Below are 25,076 nucleotides of genomic sequence, written 5' to 3'. Positions count from 1 at the left end.
GCGGCCCGAGATCAGTCGTTTCGGTGCGGTTGCAGATCCCGGGTCTCGCAGGCTCGCCCGGGATGACACGTCAATAGGCGGTGCCAGCCCTACACTGGGAACCGTGCCACCTTTACCGAGGTGGCGGTGCCACCTTGCATCGCACATCACACGCGTCTATCCCTCGCGGCGTCTCTCAAAACCCGCGTAAAGCCCCATTCATGTCCGAGAAGAAAAAGAAGAAGCCTCAGAAGGTAAAGGCACGCCTGCCGCGCGGTTTTGCCGACCAGGATGCTGGGGACATTCGCGCGTTTGGCGAGATGACAGCCAAGATCCGCGAGGTCTATGAGCGCTACGGTTTTGATCCCGTCGAGACGCCGATGTTTGAGTACACCGAGACGCTTGGCAAGTTTCTGCCCGACACCGATCGCCCGAACGACGGCGTGTTCTCGGTGCAGGATGATGACGAGCAGTGGATGTCGCTGCGATACGACTTGACCGCTCCATTGGCGCGTTACGTCGCCGAAAACTACGACGCTCTGCCCAAGCCCTATCGCAGCTACCGTGCGGGCTATGTTTTTCGCAATGAGAAACCGGGGCCGGGCCGTTTCCGCCAGTTCGCGCAGTTTGATGCCGACACGGTCGGCGCGCCAGGCGTCCAGGCGGACGCTGAAATGTGCATGATGATGGCCGACACGATGGAGGCCCTGGGTATCCCGCGCGGCCAATACGTCATCCGCGTGAACAACCGCAAAGTGCTCGATGGTGTGATGGAAGCTGTCGGCGTCGAAGAAGACGGACAAAAGCTTTCTGTGCTGCGTGCCATCGACAAATTGGATCGTATTGGCGTCGACGGTGTTGAGCAATTGCTTGGCCAGGGCCGCAAAGATGAGAGCGGTGATTTCACCAAAGGCGCCGGGTTGGTCAGCGAAGCGCGCGAACGTCTGACAGGCTTGGTGAAAGAGTATCGCCTCGACGAACTGGCCGACAGCTTCATCGGTCGTGTCGGTATCAACCGTGAACGTTCTGAGGAAATCATCGACGGGCTGAAAGAGTATCTGCCGGTCGTCCTCTACAAGCAGCTTGAAGAAGATGATCCCGATGTGAAGCGTCTGTCCGCATCGGTCTCATTGCCGCCGGACCAAGTGATCGAGCTCTTGGAAGCACTAGGCATCAAGGACCCTGACCGGAAACCGTTCACCTACAACCCCGAAACCGACGAGCTGCAACTGACCAATGAAGGTCGGGTCGACAAGCTTGCCGAGTTGGTCGGTGACTCCAAGACCGGCCAGGAAGGCTTGGACGAGTTGCGCAAGCTGGCGGCCATGCTGGCCGCTTGCGGGTACGATGATCGCGTTCAGATCGCCGAGTCCACGGTGCGCGGTCTCGAATACTACACGGGCATGGTCTATGAGGCTGAGCTTCTCTTCCCCGTGACCAACGAAAAGGGTGAGGAGGTCGTGTTCGGCTCTGTCGGAGGCGGTGGCCGCTATGATGGTCTGGTCTCTCGGTTCCGTGGCGAGCCGGTACCGGCGACAGGCTTTTCCATCGGCGTGTCACGCCTGATGACAGCGCTCAAAAACCTCGGCAAGATTTCCGCCGACACCCCGCAGGGTCCGGTCGTCGTCTGCGTGATGGATCGCGATATCGACGCGCTCGCTGGTTACCAGAAAATGGTACAGGAACTTCGACAGGCTGGCGTTCGCGCCGAAATGTTTCATGGCAACCCAAAACAGTTCGGCAAGCAGCTGCAATATGCCGACCGCCGCAATTCCCCGCTGTGCATCATCCAGGGTTCCAACGAGCGGGAGCAGGGCGTTGTGCAGATCAAGGACATGATCGAAGGCAAGCGCGAGGCCGCAGCGTTTGAAAGCAATGCCGAGTACAAGGCCGCGCGCCCTGGCCAATATGAAGTGCCAGAAGATAGGCTTGTCGAGGAAGTGAAAAAGCGGCTCGCTGAGCAAGAGGCGGATCAATAAATGTCGCGCCGTCAGATCATCGAACTGTTGGAAACCTCTGGCTACATGCCAGTGGAAACGCCGATCTTGCAGCCAGCCGACGTCTTTCTCGATCTGGTCGGCGAGGATATCCGCACGCGCCTTTTCACCACCGAGGATCAGGCCGGCACCGAGCTGTGCCTGCGCCCAGAACTCACCATTCCGATCTGCCGTCATCACCTGGAGACAGGGTCTGCTGAGCGCACCGCCAATTATGGCTATCTTGCCCCGGCGTTCCGGTTTCGTCCCGGCGAAACAGGCGAGTTCATCCAGGCCGGCATCGAAAGCATTGGCCGCGAGGACACTTTGGCGGCCGATGCCGAAGTGATGGCGCTTTCGGCCTCGCTCGCCACCGCCGGCGGGCTGGCCAATCCGTCGATTACCTTAGGCGACTCGGCAATCTTCACGGCCTTCGTTGAGGGCCTCGGATTTGCGCCACGATCCGTTCGCCGCCTTCGCCGCGCGCTGGGGTCGAAACCACGCGTCGAGGCCGCGCTCGCCGACGTCACATCCACGTCTAACGAGGAACAACCGGCAATGATGGCCGCCCTTGCAAGCGGCGATCCGCAGGAGGCCCGCGCACTGGTCGAAGAGATGATGGACCTTGCTCGCATCCAACCGGTCGGTGGGCGCACCTCGGCGGAGATCGCCGAACGCTTTATCGAAAAAGCGGCCCGCCAGACGGCTGCGCCGATCAGCGAAGCGGCGATGACCTGCCTGGAAGCGCTAATCCATTTGGAAGTGCCGGCGCGCGAGGCGGCCAGTCTTTTGAAGCGGCTGGCCAGCGTTGCGTCTTTGGCGCTCGATCCGGTGATCGATAGCTTCGTTGCGCGGCTTGACGCCTTCGAAGAACGCAACCAGCCGGTTTCGACCATGACCTTCTGCGGTTGGGCCGGCGGGCGCCTCGACTACTACACGGGCTTTACGTTCGAAATGCGCGGAACGGAGGATCGAACCACACCGCCTGCGGTATCTGGCGGACGTTTTGATGGCCTGATGGAACGACTTGGTGCTGAGACAACCGTGCCCGCCGTTGGCGCCGCGCTTTGGCTGGATCGTCTGCCGAAGGGAGACGAGCAATGAGCGATCAGCCCCTCATTCTTGGCATTCCGTCCAAAGGCCGCCTGCAGGAGGCGACCATGGCCTATTTCGAACGGGCCGGTCTGACGATCACCAAGAAAAGCGGTGAGCGGAACTATCGCGGTCTGATCAAGGGATTGGATGGCGTTGAGGTGGCGTTTTTGTCCGCCTCTGAGATCGCCGGCGAACTGGCCGCAGGCACGGTGCATCTTGGCGTCACGGGCATGGATTTGGTGCACGAGAAGATTGCCGATCCCGACACCATCACGGTGGAAGTGGCCCCGCTTGGATTTGGTTTTGCCGATGTCGTGGTGGCGGTGCCCGATAGCTGGATTGATGTGCAGACCATGCACGATCTTGACGATGTGGCCGCCGGTTTTCGCGCCCGCCACGGTCGGCGCATGCGCCTTGCTACAAAGTATGTGCGCCTGACACGCAACTTCTTCCGCGCCCATGGCGTGGCCGACTATCGGATCGTCGAGAGCCTCGGCGCGACTGAAGGTGCGCCAGCCTCCGGCGCCGCCGATCTCATCGTCGATATCACAACCACCGGTGCGACGCTGACCGCCAACCATTTGCGCATCCTCTCTGATGGCGTGATCCTGAAAAGCGAGGCAACGCTGGTCGGATCAAGGCAGGCGGACTGGTCGGGTCGAGTGGCAGAGGCGCTGAAGTCCATCCTGTCGCGCATCGCGGCGCAGGATCGCGCGGCCTCGATCTACGAGGTGCGCACCGCCATCGGCGAGCAGACCAAAACCTTTCGAGAGGCATCCGATCGGTTCGGCTGCACTGCGCCCTTTGGCGCCGTTGCAGGTCAAGGATCGCTGGTCCTGCATGTTGAAAAGAAGCGGCTATGGGAGCTCACCGACTGGCTGCGCGCCCGGGGCGCAACGACCATCACCATCGGCGAACTGACTTATGTGCTCGACGGATCGGCCGAAGGCTTTGCGCCGGTCTATGAGGCTCTGCAAATCTCTTGAAGCAAAAAAGTGGCCGTCCCCGGGGGTGAGGACGGCCAATGACCCAAAATGCGTATCGGGGAACGCAAGGGTAAAGTCGAAAGCGTTCTAGGGTGCCAGCGCCAGCTCGGGGGAACCTGCGCGGCTCTCACTTTCACGTACAATTACGTAGGCTGTTCGACGTTGGATCAGCGATCGCTAAACTTTTTTCGATTTTTTGCTCACCAATGCGTGGTGCCTGGCGCGCCCTTGATTGGGCCGGTGATCCAGGGCGTCACCCAGCCGCCATAAAAGTTGCCGGGCTGTGGCGTCGCCTCGATGCCATCGACCAGACAGCGGTCCATCGGGTGGCAATAAAAGGCTAGATAATCCTTGATCGCGGCGAAGGCACCGACCGTGTTGGGGTAACTCCAGGCGCTCGCCTCCAGGTTTTTGTCGCCGCCTTTGACGTTGAAATAGCGCGCCGGCCCTTTCCATTCACACACTGACCGTTGGGCGTTGGGCGTCAGCACGTCTTCAGCCACATCCTCTGTTGGGATGTAATAGGTCGGCGGGTGGAAGGTCTCGAGCACGCGATAAGCGTTGCGCGTGGACGCAATGTTCTGACCGCCCAGCGTGATCAATATCGGATAGGGTGCGGGCTCAAGCAGCGGTGGGCGCGGAAATCGGCCAACGTCTTCGATCGGATGCAGTCGGGTCGTGCCCTGAACGGGCGAGGGGGCTTGGGTCATACCGCAGATGTGGGGTCCATCGCGACTTGAGCAAGTGTCACTGGCCAAGCGTCACTCGCAATGCGTGCGCAGAATCAGGATTGATGCGCCATTGTCGGGATGCGTCACCCGCTGCGGCTGAAGTGAGCAGCGCTCAGCCGGTGCAAGCGTCGGAGCGTCGATAGAAGGTGTGGCCGACGCGGGTGCGCGGGCCTCAGCGCCGCCAACCAGAGCGGCGGCCACACCGGATATCAGAAAAACGCCGGTCAGTGCGATCAGTGTGAGGCGGGTCATGGGTCTGGTCCTTTTAAGACGCTGATTGGCTCAGTTGGCGGCCGGTGCGGTGATCTCGGCGAGCAGGTCAGCGCCGGTAAGCGTTGGTGCAATGCTGGCTTGCGCGCCCTGGTCGAACGTGGCGACCAGAACGAAAGCGGCCAAAACGGTCATGCCGAAAACGGTGGTCAGAAACATGCGGGCCATCGAAGGGTTCATTGAGCGTGTCATGGGAGCGATCCTTCGGTTAGGGTTGATCAGGAGTTAACGTGACTCTGGTGTACTGCTCCCACCCACTAGGCACTGTGTTGACCATCACAGAATGACGTATCGTCAACCTCGCGCTGTGCACTGGACGCGACCTCCGCAATAGGCTTTGCTGGGCGCTTTCTAATTGACCACTCGGTCAAGAACGCGGCGTCCATGCGGTCTTCCTGTGTACCTTCAGCGGCAAGAAGGTGATGACGCAGGTGCTCGTGGCTGAATGCCGCTCGAGGAGGCAGGTGATGCAAGGGGCGAACATCTTCACCGAAAGCCTGGCGCTTGCCGGGCTCGACCCAGACCTTGCCACCGGCCTGTCCAATCTTGCCCGTGAGGCGGCACTTTCCACCAACGAGGTTTTGTTCGTTGCCGGTGATCCGGGCGACTCCATGTACGCCATACTGGAGGGAAGCCTGAAAGTGGCGGTCATTTCCGCCGAAGGCTCAGAGCAGTTGTTGGCGATTCTCGGTCCAGGTCATGTGGTCGGCGAGATGGCGCTGCTGGACGGTGAGCCGCGTTCGGCCACGGTTCAGGCGATCAAAAAATCGCGCGTTGCTCGCATCGACAAGGCCGACTTCGACCGTTTCGCCGATGCCAATCCCGCCGTCTATCGCCACATGCTAGCCCTGGTTTCGCAGCGTCTGCGCCAGGCCAATGATGTTTTGGCCGCGCGGTCTTTCCTTCCGCTGCCAGGGCGGGTGGCCGTCGCGCTGCTTCAATTGGGTGAAACCTTCGGCAAAGAACTGCCCGATGATCGGCTGCTGGTGCACTACAAGGTGAGCCAAGCCGATCTGGCCGGCATGGTCGGCGCTGCACGCGAGAACGTCTCGCGCATCCTCAACACCTGGAAACGCGACGGGCTGATCTCGCGCATTTCTGGCTATTACTGCATCGAAAAGCCCAGTGAGCTTGAGCGCCTGAAGGCTATGTAGGCCAGGGTCACCTGTCATGAATCTGTTGCGCGCGCTTGGTAGCGCGTTCTCCCATCAGTTACCTCGGGAGAAAGATCATGACCCACCGCTTTTCGCGCCTTGCGGCGTTCGGCGTCGCTTTGGCAGCGACAACTACACTTGCCGGTCCGGCCTTCGCTGACAGCGCCTTCAACCGCATCGCCTCGTTCCCGGTGCATCTCAACACACCGTATGCGGAGGAAACCTCAGCGGAGATCATCTCAGCGACCGCTGATGGCATGACACTGGTCTATTCCGATAGCCCGGCCGAGGTGATCGGGTTCATCGATATTTCCGATCCGGCCAATCCGACGCCTGCGGGCGTGATCGAGCTGGAAGGTGAACCAACCTCTGTGGCCGTTGTTGGTACTACGGCCTTCGTCGGCGAGAACACGTCAGTGGACTACGTCAACACCTCCGGCGTTCTGCATGCCATCGACGTGGATAGCCGCGATGTGCTGGCGAGCTGTGACCTTGGCGGTCAGCCAGACAGCGTAGCGGCGTCCCCCGATGGGTCTTTTGTGGCGGTGGCCATTGAAAACGAGCGCGATGAGGATCTTGGTGACGGTCGTGTCAGCCAGATGCCAGGCGGGTTCCTCACCATCACGCAGGTCGTCGACGGTTCGCTGGACTGCGACAGCACCATGCAGGTCGATATCACCGGCCTTGCAGACATTGCCCCGGAAGATCCCGAACCGGAGTTTGTCTCGATCAACGGCGAAGGCGAGATCGTCGTCACGCTTCAGGAAAACAACCACATGGTGGTGGTGTCGGCTGCGGGTGAAGTGCTTAGCCACTTCTCCGCCGGGTCTGTCACGCTGGATCGCGTCGATACCGAGGAAGAAGGCGCACTCATCTTCTCTGACGCCATCACCGTACCGCGTGAGCCGGATTCCGTGACCTGGATCGACAACACCCATTTCGCCACCGCCAACGAAGGCGATATGGACGGCGGTAGCCGCGGATGGACGATCTTCAGCCAGGATAGCGATGTCGTTTATGAATCCGGGACTGACTTCGAGCACGCCATTGTCGAGATCGGCCATTACCCAGAAGAGCGGTCAGGCAACAAAGGCGTCGAGCCGGAAAGCGTCACGTTCGACACCTTCGGCGGCACGCCTTACGTGTTTGTTGGCGCTGAGCGCTCGTCGATTGTTGGCGTCTACAATGTCTCCGATCCGGCCAACCCGGTTCTGGAGCAGCTTTTGCCATCGGGCATTGGCCCGGAAGGCTATGTGACGATCCCTGAGCGCAATCTGCTGGTTTCCGCCAACGAGACAGACGATGCGGGCGCGCGGGCTCACGTCATGCTGTTTGAGTATCAGGACGCGCCAGCAACTTATCCGCACCTCACCAGCGCGGGCATGGACGAGCTGACCGGTTGGGGTGCGATCTCCGGCCAGGTGATGGCCGAAGACGGCACGATCTACGCCGTTTCCGACAGCTTTTACGGCCTGCAGCCGCGCATTTTCCACATCGATGTGTCGCAAACGCCTGCCCGCATTGTGGATGCCATCGACGTGACCCGCGAAGGTCGTCCTGCTCAGTTGATGGACATGGAAGGCATCGCGCTCGACGGCGAAGGCGGTTTCTGGATTGCCTCGGAAGGTCGGACGGATCGTCTGGTCCCGCACGCCATCTACAATGTGGCTGCCGATGGCGAGATCGAGGACTACATCACGCTGCCGGCTGAACTCGCCAGCGTCGAGCGCCGCTTTGGCTTTGAAGGCATCACCCGCGTGGACGACAGGCTCTATATCGCGGTTCAGTGCGAATGGCGCGATGACCCCGAGAACCACGCCAAAGTGCTGTCCTACGATTTGGAGAGCGAAGCGTGGGGCGTGATCCACTACCCACTCACCGAGCCGTCAACCGGCTGGGTTGGTCTGTCCGAGATCGTCGCTCATGGCGACTGGGTTTACTTCATCGAGCGCGACAATCAGCATGATGATCGCGCCGTGACCAAGCAGATTACCCGTGTACCGATGGCGGCGATGGACCAGATGGTGGCTCTGGGTGAAACGCCTGCCGTTTTGGAGCCTGAGGTCGTTGTCGATCTTCTGCCCCACCTGACATCGACCGGCGGTTATGTGCTCGACAAGGTTGAGGGTTTGGCCATCGCCGAGGATGGAACCATGTGGGTCTCAACCGACAATGACGGCGTCGATGATCATTCCGGCGAGACGATGTTTTTCGCCATCGACGGCGCTGCCATGTAGGCTTGGCAACAGTCCTGACCAGATAAGCCCCGGCCAGACGGCCGGGGCTTACTTTTTGGTGCGTCAGCCCGAAGCGATCGGTCCATAGGACCGAAGCGCGGGCTCCGAACGTGTTAGAAGCGGTAACGCAGACCAACCAGGCCTTGCGTCGAGTTCAAATCGGTCGAGCTGGAAACCGAACCGCCTGCGGCTGTCGAGGTCAGGCCAACATCCATGATGCTCTGGTAACGCACCATGCCTTCCAGTGTCAGATTGCTGGAAAGGTCATAGCCGACACCGCCCGCAAGCTGCCAAGCAAAGTTGGTGTCATCGTCATCCATGAGGATGGCTCCACCGGCACCATGATCGTTGAAGTTGACCTGGGCCATACCCAAACCGACGCCAGCGAAGGGGCGGAACGCGCCCAGATGGGCATCCACATAAGCGTTCACCATGCCAGTGAAGGCAGTCGTGTCACCTGTAGGTGATGCCTGTGCAACACCACCAATCGAGTGGCCTTCGACTTCGAAGCTTGAATAGCCAAGCTCGGCTTCGATACGGCCGCCGAAACCGGGGAAAAACTCCATCTCATAGCCGGCAAAGGCTGAACCGGTCAGGTTCCAGTCTTCATAGGTGTTGTCGACCACCCCGCCGCCGGTGTTGAAGCTTGTGTCATCGGCCCAGGCCGCGCCACCGCGCACACCAACATAGGGGCCGAAGCGCGAGAAGCTGGTTTGCACACGCTCTTCCACATAGGGCGCTGGTGCTGGTGAATAGGTTTGTGGAACATCTGCAGCACGCGCCTGACCGGCCAAGAGGCCAGCAAGGCCACCGACCGTAACAGCCAGCGCCAACGCCATCGGCCGCCGGGTGCGCAGATTGAAGGATTGAAGATACGTCATACTCGGGTACTCCCCACGCAATGTGTTCAAGGGGCACACAGGCCAAACTGAAGCCGTGAGCTGGGGAGGCAATGACGGTCAATTGTGCCCGATCTTCGTGTGCGCCATGGCGGGCTGATGGTGTTTGCGCGGCGAAAGCGTGACGGAAAAAAGGCGAGGCTATTTGTGGCGCCTAAAGCATTGATTTCGCTACGTTAAGACGCTCACGCGGGGTAAGGTTTTGGTAACGCTAAGTGAAGGTCGATAGGCGGATCAGAAGCTGTAGCGCATACCAAGAAGTGCCTGCGCCGAGGCAAGATCGATCGTCGATGTTGGGCCCGTGGACGACATAAGCTCGACGTCGGAAATGGCCTGGTAGCGCACCATCGCTTCCAGAGTCAGTGCCTGCGTTACATCGAGACCAACGCCGGCCATCACCTGCCAGGCGAAGCCGTTTTCAGTGTCGTCCATAACGCTGAGATTGCCGGTCACGCCGTGATTTTCGAAATCGACCCGCGCAACACCAACGCCACCGCCGACAAAGGGACGGAAGGCGCCGAGACTATAATCGACATAAAGATTGGCCATCGCCGTAAGCGCGTCGGTTGACCCAAACGAGTTTGCCGTTGCTACGGGAGTGCTCGCCACTGTGTGCGTATCCACATCGTAGGCGCCATAGCCGAGTTCGGCTTCCAGGCGCGCACCAGCCCCCCAGTAAAGGTCAGGAACTTCAAAACCAACGAACAGCGAACCGGTGAAACCGTGCTCATAAACGTTCTCCACCAGGTTTGGGCCGGCGATCGTGAACTGCGTGTCGTCCGCCCAGACAGCGCCAGCGCGCGCTCCGGCGTAGAAGCCAGCCTCACGGAACGCGTCGTCGAAGCGATCGATCTGCGGCATGTCGGGGAAATCGGAAAAATCGTCGGCGGAAATTGCCGCCGTCGCACCAAAGCCAGAAAACACCGTGACGGCCAGAATTGACCAGAAAAACCGACGCACCATGCGCTCGTACTCCACTGATAGACAGGCGCGGATGAGGGCACCTGACACGCAAACAATGGCGATTATGGTGAACGGTTAAGGTTAACAAGCGGTTGTCACGCGCCGACAGGCAAGTGACAGAGCAAGGAGAAATGGGCGGTTGCTTAGCGGTCGTTCGGAGCGAAGCGAGGAACGGAGCAAAGAGGAATGGCGGTCGTTCGGAGCGAAGCGAGGAACGGAGCCAAAGGGAATGCGCGGTCGTTCGGAGCGGTTCTTTGGCCCGCTATGGCTTGTTCAGCTAAGCTTTGCTCAACCTTCCAACGCGTCGAGCTTGGCGGCGATGCGATCGCGCAGGCGGGTTGCTGTGCCGTAATCGTAAGGCATGTGCTCCGGATCGTAGACGCGCAGCGCGTTGTTGGCGTGGACCAGAGCGGCTTCGACGTGCGGGCGTCGGTCGCCAAAGCGCTTTTGATCCGCAATGGTTTCTTCCGCTACAGCCAAATTGTTTTGCGTGTTTGCCCATTGGACGGGGTGGTTGGCCTCGTTGCGCACGCGCAGCGAGTCGCAAAAAGCGATCACGGCCTCGGCCAGCAGCTTTGCGCCCTCCTCACCGCCGGTATGTTCGCCCTGTCGTGCAAGTGCATTGCCTACATTGTTCTGTGTCTTGGCCCAGTCGACGGAGTGGCCGGCTTCGGTGCGTACGCGCAGCGCGGCCCGGTAGGCGGCGACGGCCTCGGCCTGCAACTTTGCGCCTTCCGCTCCGCCGGTGCGCTCGCCCTGTTGTGAAAGTGCATTGCCGAGATTGTTCTGTGCATGGCCAAAGAGGTTCGGCTGATCCTCTTCGCTGATGTGGTCCAACGCCTCGCGTATCATCGCCATCGTCAGCAAAAACCCGTCGCCACCATAGCGAAGTGCGTGCTCTTCGAGCCGCGCATCATAGATTCGTCGCCTTGCCGGTTCGACTGGATCAACAGCGGCAAAGGCATCGGCGGCGTCTGAGATAAGGTCGTAGGCTTGCTGCGTGTCACCTCGAACGAGAGCAATATCTGCCTGAGTGGTCGCCAGCCGCCAATTTCTCTCCAGCGGCTCGATCATCTGCTCGCTAAGGGATTCCTTCGCAGAGGCAACCAGGTGTTCGGCTTCCTCCAGATCACGGCTTTCAGCAGCGGCCCGCGCTGCGGCTATAATGTTATCGATGCGGTCCGATAGGCCACGCAGCGCCTCAATCTCATCGCTGAGGCGCTTTAGGTCCTCAGCTTTGCTTTCCAGAAGTGCAACGAGATTGGCATCGCTCAGCGTCTCGGCTTCATCTATTCCAAAACGCCGACCAAGCGATTCCAACTGCGCGCGTGACATTTGCCGCATGTCTTGCGCAAGCGAGACGTTCTCATCGGGGAGATGACCTTGGCCATGATCGTTTGCTGGCGGATTGCGGCAGGCTTTTAGCTCCTCCTCGGATATGCCGAGATAACCAGCTAATGGCGCAATTGTCGTGGCATGCGGGTTTTTGACCTTGCCGTTTTCAAGCTCCGATATGCGTGAGCGTTTGCTGGCATCTTCAAATACCGCCTTGGCGAGCTCGGTGGCAGAGAGCCCTTGAAGTTCACGTCGCTCCTTGACCAAGGCGCCAAAGCGCTCGCCAAAACTCATTTCCGTAAGTTTCCAAGCGGTTTTCCGAACGCATCCTTGCGTCGGGCGTAAGTTCCTCTGCCGTGATTTTCGATGCTTTGGGTCATCCTCATATCTGTCGACGCCACGCAACTCACCGCCCGGGCGGTGATCCTCTCAAGTCATAAGGATCACTGCAATGCTGAAGTACATTCATAGCCTTGCCTATGCAGGCATGTCAGCAAGTTATGTTGGAACGTGCGTTGGGGCTGACAAGTTTTGGGTCTCGGCTATTCTTGCCGGACTCTATGGTGCGCTTGCCCTCCACGCCTACCTGCATGATCGCAAGAACGAGCACTGAACGCTAAATAAAAAAAGGCGGGGCCGAAGCCCCGCCTTTCCAAAAATCAGGAGAGTATAAAAACCGGCTGAGCCCAGTTCTTACATCATGCCGCCCATGCCACCCATGTCAGGCATTGCAGGCGCGCCGCCGCCGTCTTTCTTCGGCACTTCGGCGATCATTGCTTCGGTGGTGATCAGAAGACCTGCAACCGAACCGGCGTCTTCCAAAGCAGTACGCACCACTTTGACCGGGTCAACGATGCCCATTTCGATCATGTCGCCATACTCACCGGTCTGAGCGTTGAAGCCCCAAGCCGCTTTGTTTTCGGCGATGATGTTACCAACAACCACCGAGGCTTCTTCACCAGCGTTGTCGGCGATCTGACGAGCCGGAGCTTGCAGAGCGCGACGCACGATTTTGATGCCAGCTTCCTGGTCAGCATTTTCGCCTTTGGAGTCGATGAAGCGAGACGCACGAAGCAGAGCCGTACCGCCACCTGGGACGATGCCTTCTTCCACGGCCGCGCGGGTCGCGTTGAGGGCGTCATCGACGCGGTCTTTCTTCTCTTTCACTTCCACTTCGGTGGAACCACCAACGCGGATCACAGCAACACCGCCGGCCAGTTTCGCAAGACGCTCTTGGAGCTTCTCACGATCGTAGTCAGATGTGGTTTCCTCGATCTGCGCTTTGATCTGGTTGACGCGAGCAGTGATCTCGTCTTTGCCGCCAACACCATCAACGATGGTGGTTTCTTCTTTCGTGATGGCCACGCGCTTAGCGGTGCCCAGCATGTCGAGGGAAACGTTTTCCAGCTTGATGCCGAGGTCTTCGGAGATGACCTGGCCACCGGTGAGGATCGCGATATCTTCGAGCATCGCCTTACGACGATCGCCAAAGCCTGGAGCCTTCACAGCAGCGATTTTCAAGCCGCCGCGCAGCTTGTTGACCACCAGGGTCGCCAGCGCTTCGCCTTCAACATCTTCTGCAATGATGAGCAGCGGACGCGATGACTGAACAACCGATTCCAGAACCGGAAGCATAGCCTGCAGGTTGGAGAGTTTTTTCTCGTGCAGCAGGATGTAGGGATCATCCAAGTCTGCCGTCATCTTCTCTGGGTTGGTCACGAAGTAAGGCGACAGGTAGCCGCGGTCGAACTGCATGCCTTCCACAACTTCCAGCTCGGTTTCAGCCGTTTTGGCTTCTTCAACCGTGATGACGCCTTCGTTGCCAACTTTCTGCATGGCCTGAGCGATCATGTCGCCGATCTCTTTTTCGCCGTTTGCAGAAATGGTGCCGACCTGAGCAACTTCCTCGGAGGTGTTGATCTTGGTGGCTTTGTTGACGAGGTCTTTGACGACTTCGCTAACGGCCATGTCGATTCCGCGCTTAAGATCCATCGGGTTCATGCCAGCGGCAACAGCCTTGTGGCCTTCTTCAACGATAGACTGAGCCAAAACCGTTGCGGTCGTGGTGCCGTCACCGGCAATGTCGTTGGTCTTGGAGGCAACTTCGCGCAGCATCTGCGCGCCCATGTTTTCGAACTTGTCTTCCAGTTCGATTTCTTTGGCGACGGAAACACCATCTTTGGTGATGCGCGGTGCGCCAAACGACTTGTCGAGTACGACGTTGCGGCCTTTCGGGCCGAGGGTCACCTTCACCGCATCGGCGAGGGTGTTCACACCGGTCAGCATGCGCTCGCGTGCTGAACGGCCGAAGGATACTTCTTTAGCAGCCATGTTTGAATTCCTTGGTTTGCTCTGCATTTCCGAGCGGTTGTTCCGTTAAGAACAGAGCGGGAAATGCCAAAATAGTGAAAAGGAATAGAGCGGAAGGCGATGTCGCTTAGGCGACCACGCCCATGATGTCGCTTTCCTTCATGATCAGCAGGTCTTCACCGTCGATCTTCACTTCGGTGCCGGACCATTTGCCGAACAGCACGCGGTCGCCAGCTTTGACGTCCAGAGCCTGGACTTTACCGGCGTCGTCGCGGGCGCCAGGGCCTACGGAGACGATTTCGCCTTCCTGCGGTTTCTCTTTTGCGGTGTCGGGGATGATGATCCCACCGGCGGTTTTTTCATCGGAGTCGATGCGACGCACCACCACACGATCATGCAAGGGACGGAATGCCATCTTGTCCTCATCCTTGGGTTGGGCGCGGCCATGTGGCCGCAGCAGTCTTGGTTGAATGTACGGCGCCCAAAAAGGGAGCCTGAAACGCAAGTTAGCACTCTCCATTGGTGAGTGCTAACGCGCCGTGGAGATAAGGATGGTCCGATGAGGTGTCAAGGATGGGCCGCGCAACTTTTTTGCATGTGCCCGCGCCGCGACGCTGATGGCCAGCGAACGCCCAATGGCGCGCAGTGCTCTTGGGCCGTTTAGAGCCAACCAGCAACAAGCGCCATAGGTTGTCGAACAGCACTGTTCCAAAAAAAAAGCCGCGGTCAGCTCGAAACCTGAGGCTGACCGCGGCAAACGGCGTCTGATCGTTTCGGGGCCTATCTAGACCAAGCCGAGAAACGACAGAATGAACAAAACAACGACTATCACGCCGATGATGTAAAAAATGTTGCGCATGAGATGTCCTCCAGCAGGTTATCGGTCACATCGCGCGCAGAAAGGCGGGGGGCGGCGGCAATGCATAGCTCAAACCAGCATTGCTGCCAGTTGACGGTCCCAACGCCGCCAATAGTCATTGGTTCCAATCAAAGGTTCTTTTCAAGAACTTTCGATCGCTGTTCCCGTGTCTTTTTCCTGGCGCATCACGATCCAGGTGCCGACCACGATCAGCGCGCTGCCGATCAACAACCGCACGCCTGGAACCTCTTGGAAGAACACGAAGCCGTAAAACGCCGCCCATAAGAGGCTGGTGTATTCCATCGGGCCGAGCTTGGCCGCCGGCGCATGCTTGAAGCCGTAGGTCATAAACAGATGGCCGCAGGTTCCCAGAAAGCCGATGCCGAGCGCGAACCACAGCCAGCCAGCATTGAGCGCGACGAACGGGCGTCCATCGATGGCCATGCCAGCAAAGGTAAGGGCGAGCAGCGGCAGGGCCAGCAGGCCAGAAAACCCACTTTGCAGCATGATCATCGTCGGCACGGGATCGCTGGCGGCGTGCAGCCGGGTCAAAACCAGCGCTGCAGCATAGGCAAAGGATGCGACGGCCGCGGCGATGTAACCGCTCAGCGCGCCGGAAAAACCGTTAGTGAAAGCTGACGAGGAGATAACACCCACACCGGCCAACCCGATAAGGATCGCGATCCAGGTTTTGCCGTCCACAGGCTCTTTGAGGATCATCCAGCCAAGCAGCGCCAGATAAAGCGGGGCCGTGAAGGCGATCGCCGTTGCCTCGGCCAGCGGGATGACGGCGAGTGCGTAGAAGAAGCAGGTTGCGACCAGGGTCACCAGCAGGGAGCGCTGAAAACTGCGCACAAGGCTGCGCCACGTCGGCAGGCGCACGCGTCCAAAGGTTAGAAGCCCGATAAACAGAACGGTCGCCACCAGAAACCCAGCGCCATAGCGCATCACCAGGATTTGTGGCGTGCCAAACGTGCCGGCCATCAGTTTGATGCCGGCATCCATCAGCGTCAAAATCGCGATCGCAATCAGAACCGAGCCCATGGCGCGGCGCTGCATGGAGGCGATGGCGAAGGGGGCTGGCGTGGCGGGCGAGGCCATTGGTCGTTACCTAACCTGGAAACAGGCCGTTAAAGGGCGCTGTAGTGGCGCATTTCGGCGATATCGCCGAGAAAAGGGCGTACACAGCCAAAAAAGTCGCGAAAAACCTGGCTGCCGCGAAACTTCTGCAAGTGATCCTCTGCCGATGTCCATTCAATGCGAATGATGAACTGCGAGGGGTCTTCAACGCATTGGCAGAGTTCAAACGCAAGCGCGTAGGGTGAAGACAGCAAGATGGGCTCGGCCTTCTTGTAAGCTTCAATGAAGGCGGCTTGGCGCTCCGCATCAATCGTGTACCGCAGATATTCAACAATCATTGGAGGGCCCTGACGCTATGGTTGCCGGTGGTGTACCCAACCCGTTGGAATTGGCCAGGAACTCTTTGCATTGCAGGAAAGCTAGACTAAGGTTTTGACCAAACAGTCAAAGCTTGGCGCACAGTCCACGCTATAAGGCGTGCCGAAACAAGCCGCCACCCGTTTTGCGCCAAAAAGGGAGACCCGTCATGCTCGATTCCTCCGACGCGAACCACCCCGCAGCAGGCACAACGCCACTCTCCGTGCCAAACGATCTGGACGCGTTCTGGATGCCATATACGGCCAATCGGGCGTTCAAGACCGATCCACGCATGATCACCGGGTCCAAAGACAACCACTATTTCACCCCGGACGGGCGTGCGATCTTGGATGGGACCGCCGGCCTATGGTGCTGCAACGCCGGGCATTGCCGTGCGCCGGTGGTCGAAGCGATCCAAAACCAAGCGGCAAGCCTAGACTTCGCGCCGACCTTTCAATTCGGTCACCCGATTGCGTTCGAAGTTGCCTCGCGCATAGCGTCCGAAGCGCCGGACGGACTGGACCACGTGTTTTTCGCCAACTCCGGATCAGAAGGCGTCGATACGGCACTGAAGATTGCGCTTGCCTATAACAAGGTGCGAGGCGATGGCGGACGCACGCGGCTCATCGGCCGCGAGCGCGGTTACCACGGGTCCGGCTTCGGCGGCATTTCGGTCGGCGGCATCGTCAACAATCGCAAGTTCTACGGCGCACTGATCGCCGGTGTCGATCATTTGCCACACACCTATAACCGCGCCGAACAGGCCTTCACCAAGGGCGAACCGGACTGGGGTTTGCACCTTGCTGATGATCTGGAAAGCATTGTCGCGCTTCACGGCCCCGATACGATTGCAGCCGTCATCGTTGAGCCGATGGCTGGGTCCACCGGCGTTCTTCCGCCGCCCAAAGGCTATTTGAAGCGCCTACGTGAGATCACGGCCAAGCATGGCATCTTGCTTATCTTCGATGAGGTCATCTCAGCCTTCGGCCGCCTTGGAACAGCCTTTGCCGCGCAGCGCTATGATGTGACGCCCGACATGATCGTGTTCGCCAAGGGCATTACGTCGGGCACGGTGCCTATGGGCGGCGTGATTGCAAGCACCGACATCTACAATGGCTTCATGGAGTCAGCAGGCGAGGGCATGATCGAGCTTTTCCACGGCTATACCTATTCCGGCCACCCGCTCGCTTGCGCCGCCGCCTTGGCAACGCTCAACGTCTACCGCGACGAGGGGCTTTACGAAAAAGCCGCGCAGCTTGAAGGGCTGTTTGCCGACGCAGCGCACAGCTATCTGGCGGACCTGCCGATCGTGGAAGACATTCGAACCTGCGGCATTGTGGCGGGCATCGACATCACGCCAATCGAAGGCAAACCGACCGCCCGCGCCTTCGCAGCGATGCAGGATGCCTTCCACAATCAGGATATGATGATCCGTGTCACCGGCGACACGATTGCGCTGTCGCCACCGTTGACGTTCTCGGAAAGCGACATCGATCAGATGTTTGCCGGTCTGAAGCGCACGCTGCAGGCCGTTTCCTGACAGAAGCCTGACAGGACTTTCGAGCCGTATGCGCAATAGTGCGCAGCGAACGCTTTGGTCGGCGCACCTACGTTGATGGGCGTCAACGACCCAACGCTGCGGGCAAGTATAGCCGTGCCGAGGCTGCGTGTTAGAATCGAACCATGCGTAAACTGATCATAATCCTTGTCTTGCTCGTCGCCGCTGGCGGCGGCTATTTCCTCTTCGCCAATCGGCCGACACCGGTTGAGGTGGCGACCGTCACGCGTGGTGACATTGCCCATATCGTTTACGCCTCCGGCGTGGTTGAGGCAGCGGTCAGTGCCGACGTCACCTCCATCGTTGCCCAGCGGATAACCGGCCATTGCAACTGCGAAGGCCAATCGGTTGAGGCTGGCGATCTCATTGTCGAACTCGACGACAGCGAAACGGTCGCGCGCGTGCGCGAGCTTGAAGCGCGCATTGGCCTTTTCAATCAACAAGTGGAACGCGCCACCAACCTGCTGGACCGCGGTGTTGGCTCACGCGAAGCTTTTGACCGAGCCGCCAGCGAATTGGCGAGTGCCGAAGCCGGGCTAGCGGCTCAGCGCGAGGTGCTCAGCCGCTATCGCATCACCGCCCCGATTGATGGACAGATCCTGCGGCTCGACGCGGATGTCGGCGAAGTGGCCCAGGCGGGCGATGTGCTGTTCACTGTGGGTCAGCCGCGTCCCTTGGAAATCACCGCCGAGATCAATGAGGAAGACATCCCGCTCATCGAAGTTGGACAGCGTGCGCTTCTGCGTGCGGACGCCTTTCCCGATCAAGTGTTAGAGGCGACCCTCGCCAGTATTACGCCCAAAGGCGACAGCGTCCTCAAAACCTACCGCGTTCGTCTTGCCCTGCCGGAAGACACGCCGCTCTTCATCGGCATGAGCGTCGATGTGAACCTGGTGATCGAAAATCGCGAGGATCGGTTGCTCGCGCCGACGACCGCCTTTTCCGGTGGCAACACCGTCTTTGTTGTTGATGGCGGTACGGCTCGCGAAATCCCGGTGGAGACCGGCTTGCGCGGTATCACGACCGTGGAAGTGACCGGCGGCCTCGAGGAGGGCACCGCGTTGGTCAGCCCGGTTCCCGACGGCCTGGTCAATGGGGCGCGGATTCGAGCCACGGGGTCCTGATGGGCGGTTGGCTGCTTCTCTTTGATTTGGCCGTCACGCATGTTTTTGCGCGCGGCCGTCAGACTCTGGTCGCTATTCTCGGCGTGTCGCTAGGCGTCGGGTTTTCCATCGCCATGGCCGCACTCCTTCAAGGTAGCCAGGAGGACTTTGTCGATCAGCTGATCAACGCCATTCCAAACGTCCAGATTTCCGACGAGCGCCGTGAAGCCCAGCGCCAGCCGGCGCAAGACATCTTTGATGACGCGCAAATCGAAAGCCTTGCGCCACGCGATGATCCGCGAGGCATTCGCAATCCCGTTGCGGTTACCAGCGCCATCCGCGCCGTCGTCGAGGGCAACGTCTCCGCGGCCCTGCGCGTGCAAGGCGTGATCCGTTACGCGGGGCGGGACACCGGCGTCTCATTGTCCGGTGTGGTGCCCGAACATGAGATCAGGGTTTCCCAGATCGGCGATGACATGAAAGAGGGGCTGCTGACAGACCTCAACAGCCGCGCCGACGCGGTTGTCTTGGGCGATGATCTGGTGCGCTCTATCAACGCCGAAATCGGCGATCCCATCACCATGGTGTCGCCGGCCGGCGATGTGCATCGCTACCGGTTGGTCGGGATCTTCAATTCCGGTAACAATTCGGTCGATAGCTCCACCGGCTATCTGCACCTGTCGACCGCCCAGGTGTTTTCTGGCCGGCCCAACGCCGTCAACGATATCCGCATTTCGCTCAATGATCCCAACAGCGCCCCCACGGTCGCCAGCTGGATCGAAGGCCAGTTCGGCTACAAATCCGTGTCCTGGCAAGAGGCCAACCAAGCGATCCTGGAAAGCTTCATCGTTCGCGATGTCATCATGTACACCGTTGTCGCCGCGATCCTGCTGGTGGCGGGCTTTGGCATCTACAACATCATCTCCACGATCACCCACGAGAAGACCCGCGATATCGCCATCATGAAGTCGCTCGGCTTCTATGAGAAAGATATGCGGCGCCTGTTCGTCATGGAGGGGTTGGCGATGGGGATCGGTGGATCAGTGCTCGGCGCGATCCTCGGCGCTTTGCTCACGGTCGCGCTGGGGCAGATCGAGTTCGTGAACCCGGAAAGCGACGACCCGATCAAGATCCGTATGACGTTCTCGGTCGTGCATTACTCGATCGCAATTGGCATCGCGCTCGGCTCGGCCGTCTTTGCCGCCTATATGCCGGCCAGCAAAGCCTCCAGCCTCAACCCGGTGGATATCATTCGCGGGGCCACATGATGGCCAGTGACACGCATCTGCTCGAAGCGGTCAATGCGACCCGCATTCTTGATGAGACAGTCAAAGTGACGTTGGTCGACAATGTCTCGCTCTCGGTCGGCGAGGGCGAGTTCGTTGCGATCACCGGTCCATCGGGATCGGGTAAATCCTCGCTGCTCTATTTGCTTGGCCTACTCGATCTGCCGACATCCGGCGATGTGCTGGTGAAGGGCCAGCCAACACACGAAATGCCGACCGATGAGCGCGCCCGCATCCGGCTTTCCGAGCTTGGTTTCATCTTTCAATTTCACTTCCTGTTGCCGGAATTCACCGCCCGCGAAAACGTTATGCTGCCGATGCGCCGCCTGAGCAGGCTGTCCGGCAGAGCGCAAACCGAGCGGGCCGGTGATCTTTTGGCCTCGCTTGGCCTGGAAGGTCATATCGATAAGCGCCCTGATCAGCTGTCTGGCGGCCAAAGGCAACGCGTTGCGGTGGCCCGAGCGCTTGCCAATGATCCGGCCTTGATCCTCGCCGATGAGCCGACAGGGTCATTGGATTCCAAGGCCACCGACCAAGTCTTTGGGATTTTGCGTGATCTTGTCGATGTCTCCGGCCGCACGATCCTGGCGGTGACCCATGATCTTGATCTAGCTACCCAGATGGATCGCCGCATTCATCTCGTCGATGGCGCATTGGAAAGCGATGGCGCGGCCAATGCAGCCGTCTAGGCAACCATAACCCAACCGCCAACCATTCAGCCTGCCCGTAAACCTGTGGGCGAGTGCACGCGCTTGGCTTCTTCATTGAAGGCGAATTAGGGCATAGTCAGGCGGTGAGGAGGCTGGGACGTGATTCGCGCGCCCGGCCAAGCGTCGTGATCATCGGGTGAAGTCTGCATGCGGCCCAGTGTTGCCCTGATCTATGTTGCCATTGCGGTCATAGCCATCAGCACGACGGCCATGCTGCATCGGCTGACGGCCCTGCCGTTGGAACTGGCGGGGATGTTCGGCGCGATCTTGTTCTTCGCGCTTGCTGCTGTTGACCAGGCGATATCGCGCGGCGCTGAGCGCAAGACATTCCAGCGCCAGCTGGAAATGAACGATCACGCGCTGCAGGACGCCTTCAACGAAATCGATATGATCCGCTCGCGGCTTGCCTCGCTGGAAACCGATGCCCAGCAAGCCGTCGATGCAGGCGTCGCCCCGGTTCATCAGGATTTGCAGGCCATCGGAGCCTTGCTTGCGCAGGTTACCGAGGCCGTCTCCGATACCGATCACCGGATGGTGACGCTGGAGGAACAAGTCAAAGGTATGGCCAAGCGTGGCACCCGCAAGGCTGCCTCTCCTGCCAAACCAACCAAGCCGGACGACGTAGAAGCAACGCCAGAACCGGTCGCGGAAAAACCCGAAACGAAAAAGCAACCTGAGCCGGATGCCGAAGCGCAGAAGCGCGCCGAAGCCTTGGAGGAAGAACGCAACGAGGCCCTGCTGAAGCGCGTCGCATCGGCCGTTGAAAATGAGCGCATCGAGGCTGCACTGCAGTCCGTTGTGACGCTGCCGCAGCGCCGCGCCCGTGCCTATGCGACCCTGTTCAACCTGAAACTGGACGGGGCAGGAACCTTAGATGCGCGCCATGCCGTGCCCGCCATCGAAGCGGCCGGCGCGAGCGTCGATTACGACAAAGCGGTCGTGGCACGCGCTTTGGCCTTGGCGCACAAATTTGCCGCCCGGGAATCGGCAGCCATCGTCTTTGTGCCCCTGTCGGGCGCGTCGATCATGCAATCGCGCTTTGCCGATTGGCTGGTCCAGGTTCTGACCAACAACAAGGATTTGGCGGGACGCCTGGTCATTGAAATCACCCAAAAAGATGTTCGCGCCTTCAGCCCGATCGACTTCGACCTGCTCCATACGCTGGCTGATCTCGGCTTCCGCATGAGCGTTACGCAGCTCGCCGATGCGCGCTCCGATCTGTTCGAGCTGTCGCGGTACGGCTTCCGCTATGCCAAGGCGCCCGTTGGCCTGTTCCTCGGCTCGGACGCGGATACGAAAAGCGATATCCACCCTGAAGATTTGTCAGATTTGGCCGCGCGCAATGGCATGGATCTCATCGTCGATCAGGTTGAAAGCGAATCCCAAATGGTCGAGCTACTCGACTTCAAACTGAAATACGGCCAGGGCAATCTGTTCGCGCGTCCACGTGCGGTCGACGTGGAACCCCATCCACTGCTTGACCAAAGCGATGCAACCGAGGACGACGGTACGCACGACGAGCCCGATCCCTCACAGGACATGCCGCCGCAACCACAGCGTTCGGCGCGCGCACTGAGCCGCTCGGCCTAAGCGGCAATCACTATCAAACGCCGGAAAGATTTCGATGACGCATTCCTCCTTGCCGCTCAAAGGCCTGTCACAGCTCGCGCCCGACTATGAGGTGCTGCTCTGTGACATTTGGGGTGTCATTCATAATGGCGTTGCGGCTTGGCCGAGTGCAGTCGATGCGCTTTTTCAGGCGCGCCGGTCCGGCTTGAAAGTGATCCTGGTCTCCAATGCGCCGCGTCCCAACACCCCGGTGCGCGCGCAACTGAAACGCCTGGGCATGCGCGCCGACGCCTATGACGACATTGTCACCTCCGGCGATGTGACCCGTAATCTGTTGGCCACCACCTACAAGGACGCCAAGGTCACCCATATCGGCCCGGACAAGGACAAGCCGCTGGTCGATGGTCTGCCGGTCACTTTCACCGGCGATGACGACGCCGAGGTATGCCTCTGTTCCGGCCCGATCGATGATCAGACCGAATGCCCCGAGGATTATCGCGAACGGTTGCAGGCGCTGGCGGCCCGCAAATTGCCGATGATCTGCGCCAACCCTGATAAGGTCGTCGAGATGGGCGACAAGCTGATCTATTGCGCCGGTGCGCTGGCCGATCTTTACGAGGAGCTGGGTGGCGAGACGATCATTCTAGGCAAGCCATACGCGCCGATTTATGAGGCTGCGCTGGCGATGGCCGGCAACCCCGATCGCGCGAACGTGCTTGGCCTCGGGGATTCCGTACGCACCGATTTGCGCGGTGCAAGCGAGCAGGGCTTCGACTGTTTGTTCTTCACCGGCGGCATCCACGCTGGCGAATTCGGCCCTAGCACTGCGCCAAACGGCAAAAAAGTCGCGGCCTTTCTCGACGATGCGCCCTATCCAGCCAAAGCCTGGATGGCCCGCTTGTCCTGGTGACGCGGCCGGATCTTGCGCCTTTGAATTAAGATTAACCGGTGAATTTGCGCAAACCGTAGAGCGTTTGTGCGATGTTCAGTTCGTGGGCGACACCACGATCTCGGGATACATTTTCCATGTTTATGGATTTAAGAACGCTTGAGGGCGATGCTGACCTCAACGCGCCGGTGTGCATTGTTGGCGCGGGCGCAGCTGGCATCACGATGGCGCTGGAATTGGAAGCCAAGGGCATCGACGTCCTGCTTCTGGAAAGCGGCGGTTTTCGCTACGAAAACGACACGCAGGCACTGTACGAAGGCGCGGTTGCCGGGCATCAGAACACCGATCTAACCTATTCGCGCCTGCGCGAGTTTGGTGGAACGACTGGTCAATGGACAGGCCTTTGCGCACCTCTTGATCCGATCGATTTTGAAGCGCGCCCCGCCAACGGCAACGTCGCTTGGCCGATCACGCGCAGTGATCTCGATCCCTTTTATGCTCGCGCACAACCCTATCTGGAACTCGGCGATTACCGCTACGACGTGGCGGACTGGTCAACCATCCTATCGGGCACGCCGCTGGCCCTGCCCGATGATATGGTTGGCCCGGCGGTCTACCAGCACAGCCCACCCACCCGGTTCGCCGAGCGCTATCGCGAACCAATCGACCAGGCCGTGCATGTGCGATGCGTGCTCCACGCCAATATCAGCGACATCGTGCTCAATGAGTCTGGCACCGCCGTTGACCATATTGAGGTAAAAACGCTTGAGGGCCACAGCCATCGCGTCACGGCCAACCAATTTGTGCTTGCCTGTGGCGGCATCGAAAACGCCCGCATCTTGCTCAATGCCCGCAATCAGCGACCAGCTGGTCTCGGCAACGAGAACGATCTGGTGGGCCGGTACTTCATGGACCACCTGAATGTCGAGACGAGCCGCATATTCCTAGCAGATACGCGTCGCGATCTTTCCTATTACGACCAAGCGACCGATACGACGGTTTTGGAGATGGGGTTGAAGGTCGCCGAAGAGCGCATGCGCGCCGAAGACCTTCTCAACAACACTGCCTTCATGCGGGTCGTCTGGAAGGATGAAGCCTTCAACGATGATTTTCGCGATCACGCATGGCTGTCTTTCTCGGCTCTGGCGAAGACGTTTGCGCGCGGTGAGATGCCTGATCGCTTCGCTGAGCGCACTTGCAATGTGCTCGAAGCGCCGGGATCGATCATCACCGGTGTCAGCCGCAATATTCAGCGCCGCTTGAGCGATGGCGGTGAGATCGACCACATCGCGCTACGTCAGGATGCCGAGCAGGCGCCCGATCGCAACAGTCGCGTCATGCTCAACGATGATGTCGATGCGCTTAGCCTCAACAAGGTGACGCTGGATTGGCGCGTCTCGCGCGGCGACATGGAGAGCCTACGACGCTCGCATGAGATCATCGGCCAGGCCTTGGGCCAATCCGGCATCGGCCGACTCCAGCTTGGCGTGGTGGATCCTGAGGATCTCAGCAACGTGTTCACCGGCTACCATCACATGGGCACGACGCGCATGCATGATGACCCGCAACAGGGCGTGGTTGATGCCGATTGCCGCCTGCATTCGGTGGCCAATCTCTACGTGGCTGGCAGCTCGGTTTTCACTACCGTCGGCACAGCCAACCCAACGCTGACGATCACAGCGCTGGCCGTTCGCCTTGCCGATCACATCGCGCAAACACCGATGGCTTGA

At 59.6% G+C, this 25,076-nt stretch carries 23 protein-coding genes; 13 read left to right on the top strand and 10 right to left on the bottom strand.

Features of this window, described 5'->3' with window-relative positions; translation table 11 throughout:
* Window positions 1–200: 200 nt before the first annotated feature.
* Genes JJ917_16930 through JJ917_16920 form a run of 3 tightly spaced genes read left to right on the top strand, consistent with a single transcriptional unit; the run spans window position 201 to window position 4,036 of the window.
* The gene (locus tag JJ917_16930; GenBank protein MBO6700515.1) at window positions 201–1,958 is read left to right on the top strand and encodes a histidine--tRNA ligase; all 1,758 of its coding nucleotides are present in this window, start codon (window positions 201–203) and stop codon (window positions 1,956–1,958) included.
* Window positions 1,959–3,059 carry an ATP phosphoribosyltransferase regulatory subunit gene (locus JJ917_16925; GenBank protein MBO6700514.1) on the top strand — a complete coding sequence of 367 codons (1,101 nt, stop codon included), beginning with the start codon at window positions 1,959–1,961 and terminating at the stop codon, window positions 3,057–3,059. It abuts the gene before it with no gap.
* Window positions 3,056–4,036 (top strand): ATP phosphoribosyltransferase, encoded by a 981-nt coding sequence (locus JJ917_16920; protein MBO6700513.1) that lies wholly within the window; start codon window positions 3,056–3,058, stop codon window positions 4,034–4,036. The genes JJ917_16925 and JJ917_16920 overlap by 4 nt, the downstream gene beginning before the upstream one ends.
* A gap of 200 nt (window positions 4,037–4,236) precedes the next feature.
* Here JJ917_16920 and JJ917_16915 read toward each other — a convergent pair whose 3' ends face one another.
* The 3 genes from JJ917_16915 to JJ917_16905 are packed head-to-tail and all read right to left on the bottom strand — an operon-like array spanning window position 4,237 to window position 5,229.
* Window positions 4,237–4,746 carry a DUF427 domain-containing protein gene (locus JJ917_16915; protein ID MBO6700512.1) on the bottom strand — a complete coding sequence of 170 codons (510 nt, stop codon included), beginning with the start codon at window positions 4,744–4,746 and terminating at the stop codon, window positions 4,237–4,239.
* A 51-nt stretch (window positions 4,747–4,797) separates the two neighbouring features.
* Window positions 4,798–5,019 (bottom strand): hypothetical protein, encoded by a 222-nt coding sequence (locus tag JJ917_16910; GenBank protein ID MBO6700511.1) that lies wholly within the window; start codon window positions 5,017–5,019, stop codon window positions 4,798–4,800.
* A gap of 30 nt (window positions 5,020–5,049) precedes the next feature.
* Window positions 5,050–5,229 (bottom strand): hypothetical protein, encoded by a 180-nt coding sequence (locus tag JJ917_16905; GenBank protein MBO6700510.1) that lies wholly within the window; start codon window positions 5,227–5,229, stop codon window positions 5,050–5,052.
* Between the two features lie 230 nt (window positions 5,230–5,459).
* Here JJ917_16905 and JJ917_16900 point away from each other — a divergent pair, with 230 nt between their 5' ends.
* Both JJ917_16900 and JJ917_16895 read left to right on the top strand, forming a co-directional pair.
* Window positions 5,460–6,191 (top strand): Crp/Fnr family transcriptional regulator, encoded by a 732-nt coding sequence (locus JJ917_16900; GenBank protein ID MBO6700509.1) that lies wholly within the window; start codon window positions 5,460–5,462, stop codon window positions 6,189–6,191.
* A 77-nt stretch (window positions 6,192–6,268) separates the two neighbouring features.
* Window positions 6,269–8,428 carry an esterase-like activity of phytase family protein gene (locus JJ917_16895; protein MBO6700508.1) on the top strand — a complete coding sequence of 720 codons (2,160 nt, stop codon included), beginning with the start codon at window positions 6,269–6,271 and terminating at the stop codon, window positions 8,426–8,428.
* Between the two features lie 113 nt (window positions 8,429–8,541).
* On the opposite strand, the gene JJ917_16890 is transcribed toward JJ917_16895, so the two are convergent.
* From JJ917_16890 to JJ917_16880, 3 genes are all read right to left on the bottom strand, one after another.
* Window positions 8,542–9,309: a porin family protein gene (locus tag JJ917_16890; protein ID MBO6700507.1), complete on the bottom strand. Its 768-nt coding sequence runs from the start codon at window positions 9,307–9,309 to the stop codon at window positions 8,542–8,544.
* 252 nt (window positions 9,310–9,561) lie between these two features.
* The gene (locus JJ917_16885) at window positions 9,562–10,290 is read right to left on the bottom strand and encodes an outer membrane beta-barrel protein (protein MBO6700506.1); all 729 of its coding nucleotides are present in this window, start codon (window positions 10,288–10,290) and stop codon (window positions 9,562–9,564) included.
* A gap of 288 nt (window positions 10,291–10,578) precedes the next feature.
* Window positions 10,579–11,919, bottom strand: coding sequence for a helix-turn-helix transcriptional regulator (locus JJ917_16880; GenBank protein ID MBO6700505.1), 1,341 nt, complete (start codon window positions 11,917–11,919; stop codon window positions 10,579–10,581).
* A 157-nt stretch (window positions 11,920–12,076) separates the two neighbouring features.
* Between JJ917_16880 and JJ917_16875 the strand changes: the two genes are divergently transcribed.
* Window positions 12,077–12,238, top strand: coding sequence for a hypothetical protein (locus JJ917_16875; protein ID MBO6700504.1), 162 nt, complete (start codon window positions 12,077–12,079; stop codon window positions 12,236–12,238).
* An 80-nt stretch (window positions 12,239–12,318) separates the two neighbouring features.
* Here the strand turns inward: JJ917_16875 and groL are convergent, their stop codons facing one another.
* From groL to JJ917_16855, 4 genes are all read right to left on the bottom strand, one after another.
* Window positions 12,319–13,956, bottom strand: a complete 1,638-nt coding sequence (gene groL / locus JJ917_16870; GenBank protein ID MBO6700503.1) for a chaperonin GroEL — start codon at window positions 13,954–13,956, stop codon at window positions 12,319–12,321.
* 106 nt (window positions 13,957–14,062) lie between these two features.
* Window positions 14,063–14,350: a co-chaperone GroES gene (groES, locus tag JJ917_16865; GenBank protein MBO6700502.1), complete on the bottom strand. Its 288-nt coding sequence runs from the start codon at window positions 14,348–14,350 to the stop codon at window positions 14,063–14,065.
* Between the two features lie 585 nt (window positions 14,351–14,935).
* Window positions 14,936–15,895, bottom strand: a complete 960-nt coding sequence (locus tag JJ917_16860) for a DMT family transporter (protein ID MBO6700501.1) — start codon at window positions 15,893–15,895, stop codon at window positions 14,936–14,938.
* Window positions 15,896–15,924: 29 nt separating this feature from the next.
* Window positions 15,925–16,212 (bottom strand): antibiotic biosynthesis monooxygenase, encoded by a 288-nt coding sequence (locus JJ917_16855; GenBank protein ID MBO6700500.1) that lies wholly within the window; start codon window positions 16,210–16,212, stop codon window positions 15,925–15,927.
* A gap of 188 nt (window positions 16,213–16,400) precedes the next feature.
* On the opposite strand from JJ917_16855, the gene JJ917_16850 reads away from it, so the two are divergent.
* The 7 genes from JJ917_16850 to JJ917_16820 all read left to right on the top strand — a co-directional run bounded on the left by JJ917_16850 (window position 16,401) and on the right by JJ917_16820 (window position 25,076).
* Entirely contained in the window at window positions 16,401–17,771 is a 1,371-nt protein-coding gene (locus tag JJ917_16850; GenBank protein MBO6700499.1) for an aspartate aminotransferase family protein, read from the top strand.
* A gap of 143 nt (window positions 17,772–17,914) precedes the next feature.
* Complete coding sequence (locus JJ917_16845) at window positions 17,915–18,913, top strand: efflux RND transporter periplasmic adaptor subunit (GenBank protein ID MBO6700498.1); 999 nt, start codon at window positions 17,915–17,917, stop codon at window positions 18,911–18,913.
* The gene (locus tag JJ917_16840; protein ID MBO6700497.1) at window positions 18,913–20,160 is read left to right on the top strand and encodes an ABC transporter permease; all 1,248 of its coding nucleotides are present in this window, start codon (window positions 18,913–18,915) and stop codon (window positions 20,158–20,160) included. Before JJ917_16845 ends, JJ917_16840 begins: the two co-directional genes overlap by 1 nt.
* Window positions 20,160–20,867: an ABC transporter ATP-binding protein gene (locus JJ917_16835; GenBank protein ID MBO6700496.1), complete on the top strand. Its 708-nt coding sequence runs from the start codon at window positions 20,160–20,162 to the stop codon at window positions 20,865–20,867. The genes JJ917_16840 and JJ917_16835 overlap by 1 nt, the downstream gene beginning before the upstream one ends.
* A 168-nt stretch (window positions 20,868–21,035) precedes the next feature.
* Window positions 21,036–22,478 carry an EAL domain-containing protein gene (locus JJ917_16830; GenBank protein ID MBO6700495.1) on the top strand — a complete coding sequence of 481 codons (1,443 nt, stop codon included), beginning with the start codon at window positions 21,036–21,038 and terminating at the stop codon, window positions 22,476–22,478.
* A 34-nt stretch (window positions 22,479–22,512) separates the two neighbouring features.
* Window positions 22,513–23,367 (top strand): TIGR01459 family HAD-type hydrolase, encoded by an 855-nt coding sequence (locus tag JJ917_16825; protein MBO6700494.1) that lies wholly within the window; start codon window positions 22,513–22,515, stop codon window positions 23,365–23,367.
* 116 nt (window positions 23,368–23,483) lie between these two features.
* The gene (locus JJ917_16820) at window positions 23,484–25,076 is read left to right on the top strand and encodes a GMC family oxidoreductase (GenBank protein ID MBO6700493.1); all 1,593 of its coding nucleotides are present in this window, start codon (window positions 23,484–23,486) and stop codon (window positions 25,074–25,076) included.

It is taken from the genome of Hyphomicrobiales bacterium (assembly GCA_017642935.1).
In the GTDB taxonomy this organism is placed as follows: Bacteria; Pseudomonadota; Alphaproteobacteria; order Rhizobiales; family MH13; genus MH13.
The sequence above is the reverse complement of the archived record's forward strand: the minus strand, read 5'-3'. Positions and strand labels throughout refer to the sequence as shown.